Below are 13105 nucleotides of genomic sequence, written 5' to 3'. Positions count from 1 at the left end.
GTCAACGCTCTGGAAGTATCAGGCGTTAGCCCGCCGCGCAGCCGCTCTATTCGTTTTTTTGCTCAAGAACGCGAACAGCAATCTGAAGTACTTCAAGTTGCCACTGAACAGGGCGATAGAGCTGGGCACGCAGGTCGAGATGTAGCGGTAAACAAAGCGGCTTACTCCTGCAACCTATGCTCAAGGAATAAAGCGGTAGCCAACCCCCGTTTCAGTCACCAGATGACGTGGCTGGGAAGGGTCCGCTTCTACTTTTTTGCGCAAACCGCCCATGAAGACACGAAGGTAAGGTGTGTCGGTGGTGTGCGAAGGCCCCCACACGGCCTTGAGTAGTTGCAAGTGCGTCAGGACCCGATTTGGATTGGAGCAAAGATGAACCAGCAAGCGGTATTCCAGCGGCGTCAAATGCAAGGGCGCGCCGCAGCGTTCCACGACCCGTCGTTCTACATCGATTCGCACGTCACCGAATGTCAGTACCGAGTTGTTTTCGGCATCTTTCGCCTGTCTGCGCAACAGCGCGCGCACACGGGCGAGCAGTTCGCCGGTGCCAAAGGGCTTCACCAGATAGTCGTCAGCGCCAGTGTCCAGGGCCAGGATTTTGTCTGACTCTGCGCCACGGGCAGACAACACAATAATGGGCACCGGCGACCAGCTCCTGACATCCCGGATAAGGTCAATGCCGTCACCGTCGGGAAGTCCCAGGTCGAGCACGATCAGATCGGGCCGGCGCGTGCCCGCGTCGATGAGGCCCCGGTGAAAGGTATCGGCTTCATGAACTTCCAGGCCTTCGGCTTGCAGGGCCATTCGCACGAAGCGTCGTATTTCCTTCTCATCCTCAATGATCAGGACGTGGGGCACTGATTCGGTCATGGTAGGTCCTCGTCAGTTTGTTGCTCAAAAGGTTCGATGATCGGAGGGGCTTCACGGGGCAGACGTAACGTGAAGCAAGCACCGCCCTCTGGCCGGGTGACACCCAGAATGGTCCCTGCATGAACCTGGGCGATGGCCCGGCAGATGGCCAGGCCCAGCCCGACGCCGGGTATCGAGCTTTCCTTCTTGCCACGCATGAATTTGCTGAAGATCGCCTCTTCGTGACCGTGTGGTAGCCCCGGTCCTTCGTCGGTGACCCACAACTCGATGTTGTCAGGCGTGGCCCTGGCCCCCAGGCCAATGGTGGTGCCTTGGGGCGTGTACTTGACGGCGTTCTCGATCAGGTTGATGAGGACGCGTTCGATCAGCACCGCGTCGATGTGTACGGGAGGTAAATCATCGTCCAGAGCGACCTGCACCGAACGCTTGCCCAGAATCGGCTGAATAGCTCGCAGGGCGCTGCCCACCACGTCTTCAATGGGTTGCCACTGCCGATTCAAGACCACTTTGCCGGATTCGAGGCGCGCCATGTCCAGCAGGTTGTTGACCAGCGTATTCATACGTAGCGCGGACTCACCCACCGCCGTGGCAATCTCCGCGGCTTCGCCTGTCAGGGGTGGCTTGGTCAGCTTGAGCGCTTCGGCAAGTCCGACCATGACCGACAGCGGGGTTCGCAGATCGTGGGAGATGGCCGACAGCAAGGAGTTGCGCAACCGTTCGGACTCCATTTGAACCGTCGTGTCCTGGGCCACGTGAATGTAGTGAATCCGTTCGAGCGAGATGGCCAGCAATGACGCACAGGTGTCGAGCAGGCGTCGTTGTTCTGGCACCACCAGCCGGGTTGTGTCTCGCGGTTGCACAGCCAACACCCCGCGCACCCGCATGGGCGCCGACAAGGGCAGGTAGAGCGTTGAGCTTGAGGGCAGGGTGTCGGTGCCGTAGCCGGCCGGTTCGGCTTTGTCGAACGACCACTGGGCGATGGCAATGTCCACTTGCGGTGCATCTCCCGTCACCATGGGGGCTTGCAGCTTATTGTTATCGTCTGCCACGAGCAGCGCCGACCTTGCACTAAACTCGGCGGACAGAAACCGTGCGCTGATGTCCGCGACCTGTTCGGTCAGCAGCGCGGCCGAGAGAAGGCGAGACATGTCGTACAGCGCCCGCATGCGGTCTTCGCGCCGTTGCGCCACCCGCGCCTGATAAGTCAGGCCGGCCGTCATTTGTCCGATGACCAGGGCAACCACGAGCATGACGCTGAAGGTCACCAGGTATTGGGCATCGGCGAAGGCAAACGAAAAACGCGGCGATACAAAGAAGAAGTCAAAGGCACCCACTGACACAAAGGCTGCCAGGACAGCCGGGCCTCGGCCAAAGCGAACCGCCACGGCGACGACCACCAACAGGAAGATCATGACGATGTTGGCCAGTTCCAGCACGTGCGCCATGGGCATGACCACCAACGTCGTCACCGCGCAGAGCGCCACGCTCCAGACATAGGATCGCCACACGATCGGGCTATCGCTCGTGGCAGGCGTCGTCTCGTTCCGGGGCCGTCGATTGGCCGGGAGTGAGATTTGAATCACGTCAAGGTCGACGCCCAGCGCACCAATCCGATCGGCAAGCTCGCGCCGCCAGAGGCGCCGCCGCGGACGTTCGTCACGGCCCAGCACGACTTTTGAAAGGTTGTACTGCCGAGCGTACTTGACCAGTGCTTCGGCGATGTCCTGACCGGCCAGCGTCGAAATCTGCGCGCCCATGTCCTGGGCCAGTTTCAGACTCGCCAGAACGCGGCGGCGCTTGGCGTCGGGCAGACGCTGCAAGGCCGGGGTTTCGACATACACGGCGTGCCAGGGCACATTGAGCTGAGCCGCCAGACGGGCCGTCGAGCGTACGGTTTTTTCGGCCTGCTCATGGGGGCCGATGCAGGCGAGCAGGGAATCGCGGGTACTCCAGACCGGTTTGACCGCACCGCTTTGGCGGTACTGCAACATGTCGCTGTCGACACGGTCGGCGGTCCGGCGCAGCGCCAGTTCGCGCAGGGCAATCAGGTTGCCTTTGCGAAAGAAATTCTGCACCGCGCGCTCGGCCTGTTGCGCCAGATAAACCTTGCCTTCCTTCAAGCGCTGCAGCAGATCGTCGGGTGGCAAGTCGACGATAACCACTTCATCGGCCGTGTCGAAAACAGGGTCGGGCACGGTCTCCCAGACCCGAATGCCGGTGATACCGCCGACAATGTCGTTCAGGCTCTCCAGGTGCTGGACGTTCATGGTTGACCAGACATCGATCCCCACGCTGAGCAGTTCTTCCACGTCCTGCCAGCGCTTTGGGTGCCGAGAGCCGATAGCGTTGGAGTGAGCCAGTTCGTCAATCAGAATCAAGCCCGGGTGACGCGCGAGTGCGGCGTCCAGGTCGAACTCGGTCAGTGTGCGGTGCTTGTCGATGACCTGCTTGAGCGGCAGCAGTTCGAGACCCACTGTCAGCGCCTGGGTTTCAGCGCGGCCGTGAGTCTCGATCACGCCGATCAGCACGTTGATGTCCTGCAGTTTCGCGGTATGGGCGGCCGCCAGCATGGCGTAGGTTTTTCCGACACCTGCGCTGGCGCCAAAAAAAATCTTCAGCCGACCGCGTTTGGCGTGCGCTTCTTCTTCGCGAATCTGGGCCAGTAGCTGGTCCGGGTCAGGACGTTGTTCGGCCATCAGGCTCACCGTGTGAGAGTTAGCGCTCAATGTGCGGCGTCGAGTGCCAGGTTCAGTGCCAATACGTTGACCCGGGGTTCACCGAGGAACCCGAGCAGCATCCCTTCAGAATGCTCGCTGATCAGCTGGCGAACGCGCTCGACGGGCAGGTTGCGCGCTCGCGAAACCCGACCCGCCTGGTACAGCGCGGCCGCGATGCTGATATGCGGATCAAGGCCACTGGCGGAACTGTAGACCAGGTCGGCGGGCACCGTGGCGGTGTTGCCAGGATCGGCCGCGTGCAAGGCGTCGATCCGTCCCTTGAGCGCCTCCGCCAGTGCCGGATTCAGCGGGCCCAGGTTCGACCCTGCCGAGGCCAGCGGGTTGTAGGGCATGGGGCTGGTGGCGGAAGGGCGGCTCCAGAAATGCCCGGGATCACTGAAACCCTGACCGATCAGCAATGAGCCCACGGTTTTGCCATCCCGTTCGATCAGACTGCCCGCCGCCTGAGAGGGGAAGACCAGCCTGGCAATCCCGGTCGTGACGAGTGGATAGGCCAGGCCGGTGAGCAGTGAAAATACAATCAGCAGGGTCAACGCTGGACGCAGCAGAGAAGCCATGACAGTGCTCCCTCAAGTCAGACCGACAGCGAATAACGCCATGTCGATCACCTTGATGCCAATGAATGGAACGATGACCCCACCCAGCCCATAGATCAACAGGTTGCGCCGCAGCAGCAGGGCGGCACCGACCGGGCGGTACTTCACGCCTTTGAGCGCCAGGGGAATCAGGAAAATGATAATCAGCGCATTGAAAATCACCGCCGACAGGACCGCGGAGTTCGGGCTCGTCAGCCCCATGATGTTGAGTGCCGCGAGCTGAGGGTACGTGGTGACAAACGCGGCCGGCACGATGGCGAAATACTTGGCGATGTCGTTGGCAATCGAGAAGGTGGTCAGCGAACCACGGGTCATCAGCATCTGTTTGCCGGTTTCCACTACCTCGATCAACTTCGTCGGGTTGCTGTCCAGGTCCACCATGTTGCCGGCTTCCTTGGCGGCCTGAGTCCCCGAGTTCATTGCCACGGCGACATCCGCTTGGGCCAATGCCGGGGCATCGTTGGTGCCGTCGCCCGTCATGGCCACCAGCCGGCCTTCGGCCTGGTAGCTGCGGATCAGTTCCAGCTTCTGTTCGGGTGTCGCCTCGGCCAGAAAGTCATCGACACCGGCTTCAGCGGCGATGGCAGCGGCGGTGACCCGGTTGTCGCCCGTCACCATGACCGTCTTGATTCCCATGCGGCGCAGTTCGACGAAACGCTCCTTGATGCCACCTTTCACGATGTCCTTGAGCTCGATGACGCCCAGCACCTTGACCCCGTCGGCGACGACCAGCGGGGTGCTGCCCCGGCGCGCCACCTCCTCGATGCTGGTTTGCACTGCCTCGGGAAAGCTGCCGCCCAGACCCTGGACATGCTTGAGGATCGCCTCGCCAGCGCCCTTGCGTATTTGCCGGTCGCCCAGGTTGACACCGCTCATGCGCGTTTGCGCCGAAAAGTGCACGAAGTGGGCGTCGAGTGCGCCGATTTCTCGTTCCCGCAGATTGAAACGCTGCTTGGCCAAGACAACGATACTGCGTCCCTCAGGGGTTTCGTCGGCCAGGGAGGCCAGTTGCGCCACATCCGCCAGTTCGGCCTCCTTGATGCCCGGCGCCGGTAAAAATGCCGAGGCGTGACGGTTGCCCAGCGTGATCGTCCCGGTTTTATCGAGCAGCAGAACGTCCACGTCGCCGGCGGCTTCCACGGCTCGGCCGGACGTGGCGATCACGTTGGCTTCCATCATGCGACTCATGCCGGCCACGCCGACGGCCGACAGCAGGCCGGCAATGGTCGTGGGGATCAAGCACACCAGCAACGAGATGAGGACAGTGATCGAGACGGGCGCTCCGGATTTGGCCACGGCGACACCGAACAGCGAGAAGGGCAGCAGCGTCACCGTCACGCCCAGGAACACGATCGTCAGCGCGACCAATAAAATCGACAAGGCGATTTCATTCGGGGTCTTTTGCCGCTTCGCGTTCTCGACCATGGCGATCATGCGATCGACGAAGGTTTCGCCGGGGTTGGTGGTCACGCGCACGACAATCCAGTCAGAAAGCACCCGGGTGCCGCCGGTCACGGCCGAGAAGTCGCCGCCAGCTTCGCGAATCACCGGGGCCGACTCGCCGGTGATGGCGGACTCATCCACCGAGGCCGCGCCTTCGATCACTTCGCCGTCGGCGGGGATGACCGAGTCCCCAAGGTCGCCAGCTTCGACCACCACCACGTCGCCTTTGCACAGGTCGCTCGACTGAGCCAACTGCCACTCGGCGCCGTAGTGCGGTTCGCGCAGTTTCTTGGCCCAGGTTTCCTTTTTCAGGTTGCGCAGGGAAGCCGCCTGGGCCTTGCTGCGGCCTTCGGCCAGTGCCTCGGCAAAGTTAGCGAACAGCAAGGTGAACCAGAGCCACAAGCTGATCGCCAGGATGAACCCGGTGGCGGCTTCCCCCTTGCCACTCAGCGCCTGGCCCCATAGGGCGGTGGTGATGATCGCGCCGATGTAGACGACGAACATCACCGGGTTTCGCCACTGGATCCTGGGGCTGAGTTTGCGCACTGACTCGACCATGGCAGGCGTGATCAGTTTCGGGTCGAACAAGGAGAACGCTTTGCGTGTCATGTTCGTGGTCTCACTTGATCATGAGGAAGTGTTCGACGACGGGCCCCAGCGCGAGCGCCGGGACATAGTTCAGCAAGCCGACCAGCAACACCGTGCCGATCAGCAGCACCACGAACAGCATCCCGTGGGTGGGCATCGTGCCGCCGGTCACCGCCAGGCGTTTCTTCGCGGCCAGGCTGCCGGCGACCGCGAGTACCGGTACGATCACGCCGAAGCGGCCAAACCAGGCGATGATCGCCAGCATCGTGTTGTAGAACGGTGTGTTGGCCGACAGACCGGCGAATGCGCTGCCATTGTTATTGGCGGCCGAGGTGAAGGCGTAGAGGATTTCCGAGAACCCATGGGCACCGGGGTTGGCAATCCCCAGCCTGCCAGCCTCGGCCATGACGGCAATAGCAGTACCAAACAGCACCAGCAACGGCGTCACCAGAATCGCGATGGCGACCATTTTCATCTCGTAGGCTTCGATCTTCTTGCCCAGGTATTCAGGTGTACGCCCGATCATCAGACCGGCGATAAACACCGCCAGGATGGCGAACACCAGCATGCCGTACAGACCCGAGCCCGTGCCGCCGAACACCACCTCACCCAATTGCATGAGTATCAGCGGCACCGCACCGCCCAGTGGCGTGAACGAGTCGTGCATCGCGTTGACCGCACCGCATGAAGCCGCCGTGGTCACCGCCGCGAACAGACTGGATGCGCTGATACCGAAGCGCAGTTCCTTGCCTTCCATGTTGCCCGCCGCCGTATCGATGCCCAGTGCTGAAAACTGTGGGTTGCCCAGTTGTTCGTAATGGGTAACGGCAACCACCGCGATCACGAAGATGATCGTCATCGCCGCCAGCAGGGCCCAGCCCTGTCGTATGTCACCCACGACGTGGCCGAAGACAAAACACAGCGCCGTCGGGATCAGGAAGATCGCGATCAACTGAAAGAAGTTCGTGACGGCTGTAGGGTTCTCGTAGGGGTGGGCCGAGTTGGCATTGAAGAAACCACCGCCATTGGTGCCCAGCATCTTGATCGCCTCTTGCGAGGCAACGGGGCCCATGGCGATGGTTTGCTTGTCGGTGCTGCTGGCCTGGGTCACCGGGTTGCCCTGGGCATCGAGGGTCGGCTGACCGGCGTCATTGAGCACCGGAGCCTGGTACTGCATGACCTCCATCGTCGTGACTTCCTTATAGGGGTCAAGATTCTGGATCGCGCCCTGGCTGACGAAGAACAGCGCGAACATCAGCGACAGCGGCAGCAACACCCACAAGGTGATGCGAGTGAGGTCAGCCCAGGCATTGCCGATGCTGGTTGCGCTGTGGCGGGCGAACCCGCGAATCAGGGCAACGGCCACCACAATGCCGGTGGCGGCAGACAGGAAGTTCTGCACCGTTAGCGCAAGCATCTGGGTGAGGTAGCTCATCGTCGACTCGCCGCTATAGGCTTGCCAGTTGGTATTGGTGACGAAGCTGGCGGCGGTATTGAACGAAGAGTCGGGCGTAATAGCGCCAAATCCCTGCGGGTTGAACGGCAGTACACCTTGCAGCCGTTGCAGCGCGTAGACGACCAGTAACCCCAGCGCGTTAAACAGAATCAGTGCGAGGGCGTACTGCAGCCAACCCATTTGCGTTTCAGGTTTGACGCCGGCCAAGCGATAAAGCGGCGACTCGATGCGCGAGCCGAGGGCAAACCGGCCCTCCACTACGGTGGTCAGCCAATGCCCGAGTGGCCAAGCCAAACTACCCATCACCAGCAGAAAGGCCCCGAGGAGGACCCAGGCTTGAGTCGTCATAGGAAGTCCTCCGGAAACAGCAGCGCAGCGACCAGGTAAACCAGCAACCCGGCAGCAATGATGCCGCCGAACAGATAGAAACCGGTCATGACCGTCTCCTGTCCAACGCCGCACAGCCGCGCGCCAGGCCGACCAGGCTGATGAACAACAGGGCACCGAGTACCAAAAAGATGAAGTCCATGGCATTTCCTCCCGCGATGAGGAAAGCCTAAGTGGATGCTTGGAAAGTTGTTAAAAGGATTGGGGGCAAGAGAATAAAGATCTTGTAAAGGTGCTATTCAAATAGTGCGGTCATGTCGAAAGCTGGCAGGCGGATTTACCTCGCCTCCGCGTCAATCCGAAGTTCTCCAAGGCTCGTAGACTTAATCGACTGACCGCTTTTGGCCGATTTCTGCCTTCCACGACCGGCTGAAACCGACCCAAAGCCGACTGTGATGATAGGCGGCTTTGGATTGAAACGGTCATGTAAGCGTTTTTTGCGTTTGCTGACGACATAACTAGCCGTTTGATAGGCGACGCTAGCCGTTGCCTTTGCCTTTGCCTCCGCTGCCACTGCCGCTGCCACTGCCGCTGCCACTGCCACTGCCGCTGCCACTGCCACTGCTATTTTCTTGGTCATTGTTGGCCTTGACCTGTGGCCCGACGCCATCTCCCGTACGGAATGTTGGTAACGCAACCGAGTTCACGAATTTCACGCCGTCCCAGCTAGGCAATGGTGTGGGCATCAATTGAATCTGGCCCGGGTGCTCAGAGTCCCAGCGCAGCAACATCGACGTGTCCTCATGCTGTGTGTTGTGGCAGTGCTCCATGTAGGTACCGGCAAACTCACGGATGCGTATGGCCATTTCGACATTGTCGAGGCTCTCAGGATGGCGGCCTATATTGTAGATATCTTTGCGCGCCCCTTTTTCCCATTCTGGTGGTGTTTTGCCACCTCGACTGAGAATGATCCCTTCCTCGAAGTGCACATGCACCGGGTGACTCCAGCCATTGCCGCCGTTCTGGATCTTCCAGACTTCCAGCGTGCCTTCACCCTTGAACCCTGCCGGTGTCGGGCCAGTGGCCAGTTGTGGCGCGGCTGAAATCCGGCGCGGGTCCATGTTGAAGCCTTCGCCGCCATCGGTCTTGATCGTCCAGGGCTTAAAATCTGTGCCGTTGGAGCGGCCAAAGATAAAGGTGCGGTGCCGCGCTTGGGCAAGCCGGGCGATATCGGCAGGGTCATCACGGTGCAAGGGCAGGGGGATCATGAACTTGCCCTCGGGCTTGCCAGGCTTGGCGGGCTCGAAGTCGACCGGATTCATGCTGACATCCTGGCCGGTGTAAGGCTTGATGTTCAGTTGCATGAACACGCCCACGCCCGGGTCACCCTCGTCCCACTGTGGCCCGTGGCTGGTTTGCCTGACAACGGGCAGGTACTTCTCGGAGAGTACATCCGCCAATGGAATGTCACGTTTGGGAAGCTTGCCGTTTTCATGCTCCTCGATGTTGACGAAGAAAATCTTGTCGCCCAGCTTGATGCCGTTTTTCGCGAAGTCGACGACGATGTCATAGCGTTCGGAAATGCCCAGTATCGGCAGTATGGCATTGTGGTCCTGTGTGTCGCCGTCGCCATCGAGGTCCAGGCTGCCATCGAACGGCACCGCGTGCTCCATGATGTTGCCGTCGTTGGCAATCATGTGGAACGGCACCCGATTATATGAAACCCCGGAGCTTTTCGGGCCAGGAAACTCGCCACCATTACCATTGACCTGACGCACCACCGCCAGCTTGAAGTAGCGAGAAACCGATCCGTTGAGAATGCGGAAACGGTAGCGGCGGGCACGTACGTCCAGGAAGGGCTTGTAATCCCAGTTGCTCAGCACCTGGTCACCGAGAAAACCGTCGGTGTTGAAGGGGTTGAACCACAACTGGCCGGCTTGGTCCCAGGCCTTGTCGGCGATCGTCAAGTTGATGTCATAGTCGCGGTTACCCCACCCCAGCCCCGAACCGCTGGGCAAGCGCAGGTTGACCCCGTCGTCGACCGACTCATTGCCACGGTCCACGGCGCTGTAGTAGTTCATCATCGTAGCATTGCCCTTGTAGACATTCTGCGCGGTGAAATCGAGCATGTGGTCGTGGAACCAGTGGGTGCTCATGGTTTCGCGCCAGTCACCACGGATCTTGATGGTGCCGTTGTTGCAGGTCTTGAAGCCGGGGTTGGCGTCGTTGACGAAAAGCTTTTCACCGGGGTCGCACGGGAACGCTGCCCGTGCGTCCTCGGCCTTGGTATTGATGCTGTCGTAACCGGCCAACTGGATCGGCCAGCGATAGTCGTAGTACTGGCCCGGGAAGAAGAACGCGTTGGCAAAGCCGTCGCTTTCCGCGGGCGAGTGGCCGTTATGTTCATGGGTGGTGATGGTGTGCAGGCCAAAGCCCCGGTTGGCCGATGGGTCAATGGGCAAGGCATCGTAATGACGCATCAGCATCGCTTGGCCATAGCGTACTTGAAGCAGTTTGGGCGGAAAGGTGCCGTCGAATGTCCACAACGCATTATGGTCCTGGACAGGGAAGTTTGGGTGAAACTGCACTGCAATGCCCTTGGTTGTGCCCTCGTTGACCGGGTCGCCGCTGGTGTTGTGATAGAGCCCGCCTGGCGCAAATTCCCCCACGGCGTAGTTATGCCGTTGCATACGATCACGTAAGCCGCTGTTGACGTGCGCGCCTGCTTGCACAGTCTTGAAGGCGTTGCGCGGGAAAAACTCATTGAAACGTTGGTGCGACCAGCCTTTTCCCGGTGGCCGGCCTTCTGCGGGCGAATCGACTCGGCGATTGAGGAAATCCTCGATCTGCGCCTTCCAGGGGTTGCGGTCCAGTACATTGGAGAACTCTGTCGGGAAGGGCGTCAATGCTGGCTGCTTGAGAAAGGCATCCAGCGCAGCCGGCGACGGGCCGCTACGCGCCACCTTCAATGGATCTTGCGCCGGTGCGGGGCCCAGCGTCGGAACCGGAAACGGAACGGGTGATGGCGGGTCGGTCGCATCCAGTTTGTTCGAGCCGAACTCCTCGAAAAGTTCAAGCTTCTGTGTGAACGGTTTAGCCCCGAACACCGGGCTGGCATTTCCGTTAGTGGGGATATTGAAGCTGGTTTGCAGATCGGGTGGCAGCACATTGTCGACCAAGGGGGTCTTGCGGTCACCGCCCACTCCGTTGGGTAAGTCGAAGGCCCCGACGTTTGCGGGAGGCTGCTTGAGCAAGTCCCTCAATGCGGCTTTGGGGTCGGCGGGCTGATTGGTGAGCGCCGATGGGTCGGTAGGAGGCGGTGGATCGGTGTTGTCGAGGGGGACTGCCTGGGTCTGGGACAAGCCCAGCCCCAACATGATCGCGGCAGCAGAGATACTCAGCGCCAGCCTGGTTTTGGACAATGGACTAGGTTTCAACCTTCCGGTATCTAGTTTCATCGCAAACACCTCTGACTGGTTCCTCGGAACGCGTGGCAATACATGAGCAACGAGCCCCTGCTTCTAGCCCAGATGGCGAAACGTTTGATTTCGAGCCGGGATGAGAACGATGCAAATTTCCCGCCAAAAGTGACAGGTGGTGACTAATGGCTCTACGCCGCGTTCCCCTTGTCTGCTGGCTTTAAGCAGGCGTATGAGAAGCCAGGATGAAAGCCCCGATGACGGGGAAAATCCCCCACTACAGGGTGCGATTGTGTGGGGGCGGGCGGGCTAAGAGAAGTCGCCACTTTCTGAATGTATCGATGGCCGCTTGTGGCCGCCATAACACTTTTGCGGGCGTGGCCATTAGCAGTCGCCCTATGCGTGTCCCTTGATAAGGCGGGTCGACGAATACGCTTCGGACGGTCCCGATCAAGACTGCCGTCGCAACGACATGATTGTCGATTGTCGCCACGTACATCTGACGCTGAGCTAGAAAGTGAAGGATCGCCAGGGGGGAAAAGCCCTATTCCGAGGGGTACTTGGACCACGTCGCGTTGAGGGCTTCGGAGACCAGGTCGGTCAGGATTGGTTTGGAACTCGACTCCATCTCCATACCAATTTTGTCTTGTTGCTCTCTGACTTTCGGCGCGTACTTTGATGCTCGACCTTCAGATGCGAGCGAAGACAATTCCTCTTGAGAGAATAATTTTTCAAAAGCTTGCGCGATGTTTTCATCCCACTTGGGCTGGTACTTGGGCAGCAAAGCCTTGATCTCGTTCGATACCGCTGTAGACGCATCCGCACGTCCCAGCTTGGCGGCGATCGTCGCAAAGGTCACCGTCTGCTTCGCGACAAATAGTGCAATACCGGGGAGGTTTCGACCTATCTGTGCTTGGTTGACGAACGTTTGAGCGTCCCGATGTGATGGTGTTTCAGCGGACACTCCGTTTGAAAGTGCGAAGAGCAACGTCAGCGCGAGGGTGGCAGACTTAATCCTTGTCATTATCCAGTCCCACAAGGGCTGCAATGACCCAAAGGTGAACTTCGTTCCGGCTCGCCAGACGGCCGGAAAGCCGGCATACAAGAGGTTGGGCGGCTGCCTGCCTACGCGGTGATTGTCGTGCGCGCGAGCGAGCCGCCCGCCCTTAGCCGAGTTGCTCGGCAAGCCCGACGATGATGCCCTCAGGCCCACGAATATAGGCGAGCCGGTACGATTTCTCGTACTGCATCTGGCCAATGAGTTCTGCGCCATGGGCCTGCACCCGCGCAACGACAGCATCGATGTCATCGACGGCAAACATGATGCGACGAAGACCCAAAGCGTTCACTGGCGCGTCCACGGGCCCAAACCTGACTGCGTTTGGCGTGTGGAATTTGTCCAGTTCAATTCCCTGCCCATCGGGAGTCCGCAGCATCGCGAGGGTGGCTCGGACATCTCCAAGCCCTATGAGGCTCCCGACAGAAGGCCCTTCAACCGTGGTTTGGCCCTCAAGCTCGAGGCCCAACTCGATAAAGAACGCCTTCACCGCTTCGAGATCGTCGACAACTATCAGGACGTTGTCCATTCGCTTGACTGTCATGTCCTTCGGTCCCTCGTTCAACGGTGTCGCGTATTTGGGGGAATTGGCGTCTGGATCGAGCCGGGCG

9 protein-coding genes and 2 pseudogenes are annotated in these 13105 nt (G+C 60.1%); 1 reads left to right on the top strand and 10 read right to left on the bottom strand.

Annotated features, from left to right (window positions below):
• Positions 1 to 46 precede the first annotated feature (46 nt).
• A pseudogene (locus ACYZT5_RS11365) lies at positions 47 to 145 on the top strand (KUP/HAK/KT family potassium transporter); the annotation flags it as partial.
• 35 nt (positions 146 to 180) lie between these two features.
• On the opposite strand, the gene kdpE reads toward ACYZT5_RS11365, so the two are convergent.
• From kdpE to ACYZT5_RS11315, 10 genes and pseudogenes are all read right to left on the bottom strand, one after another.
• On the bottom strand, positions 181 to 870 hold the full coding sequence (gene kdpE / locus ACYZT5_RS11360; protein WP_462051182.1) for a two-component system response regulator KdpE: 690 nt from the start codon (positions 868 to 870) through the stop codon (positions 181 to 183).
• A complete protein-coding gene (gene kdpD, locus ACYZT5_RS11355) occupies positions 867 to 3566 on the bottom strand; it encodes a two-component system sensor histidine kinase KdpD (RefSeq protein ID WP_462051181.1) in 2700 nt (899 codons plus the stop codon). The genes kdpE and kdpD overlap by 4 nt, the downstream gene beginning before the upstream one ends.
• Before the next feature lie 26 nt (positions 3567 to 3592).
• Positions 3593 to 4165, bottom strand: coding sequence for a potassium-transporting ATPase subunit KdpC (kdpC, locus tag ACYZT5_RS11350; protein WP_462051180.1), 573 nt, complete (start codon positions 4163 to 4165; stop codon positions 3593 to 3595).
• Between the two features lie 12 nt (positions 4166 to 4177).
• A complete protein-coding gene (kdpB, locus tag ACYZT5_RS11345) occupies positions 4178 to 6256 on the bottom strand; it encodes a potassium-transporting ATPase subunit KdpB (protein WP_462051179.1) in 2079 nt (692 codons plus the stop codon).
• A gap of 10 nt (positions 6257 to 6266) precedes the next feature.
• Complete coding sequence (kdpA, locus tag ACYZT5_RS11340) at positions 6267 to 8039, bottom strand: potassium-transporting ATPase subunit KdpA (protein ID WP_462051178.1); 1773 nt, start codon at positions 8037 to 8039, stop codon at positions 6267 to 6269.
• Positions 8036 to 8128 (bottom strand): K(+)-transporting ATPase subunit F, encoded by a 93-nt coding sequence (kdpF, locus tag ACYZT5_RS11335; protein ID WP_103316005.1) that lies wholly within the window; start codon positions 8126 to 8128, stop codon positions 8036 to 8038. The genes kdpA and kdpF overlap by 4 nt, the downstream gene beginning before the upstream one ends.
• A gap of 429 nt (positions 8129 to 8557) precedes the next feature.
• Positions 8558 to 11476, bottom strand: coding sequence for a multicopper oxidase domain-containing protein (locus ACYZT5_RS11330; protein ID WP_462051177.1), 2919 nt, complete (start codon positions 11474 to 11476; stop codon positions 8558 to 8560).
• 337 nt (positions 11477 to 11813) lie between these two features.
• Positions 11814 to 11969: pseudogene (locus ACYZT5_RS11325) on the bottom strand (GNAT family N-acetyltransferase); the annotation flags it as partial.
• Positions 11970 to 11981: 12 nt separating this feature from the next.
• Positions 11982 to 12461, bottom strand: a complete 480-nt coding sequence (locus ACYZT5_RS11320) for a hypothetical protein (protein ID WP_462051176.1) — start codon at positions 12459 to 12461, stop codon at positions 11982 to 11984.
• Positions 12462 to 12603: 142 nt separating this feature from the next.
• Positions 12604 to 13038 (bottom strand): VOC family protein, encoded by a 435-nt coding sequence (locus tag ACYZT5_RS11315; RefSeq protein WP_462051175.1) that lies wholly within the window; start codon positions 13036 to 13038, stop codon positions 12604 to 12606.
• Positions 13039 to 13105 lie beyond the last annotated feature (67 nt).

It is taken from the genome of Pseudomonas sp. LB3P14 (assembly GCF_054898045.1).
The sequence above is the reverse complement of the archived record's forward strand: the minus strand, read 5'-3'. Positions and strand labels throughout refer to the sequence as shown.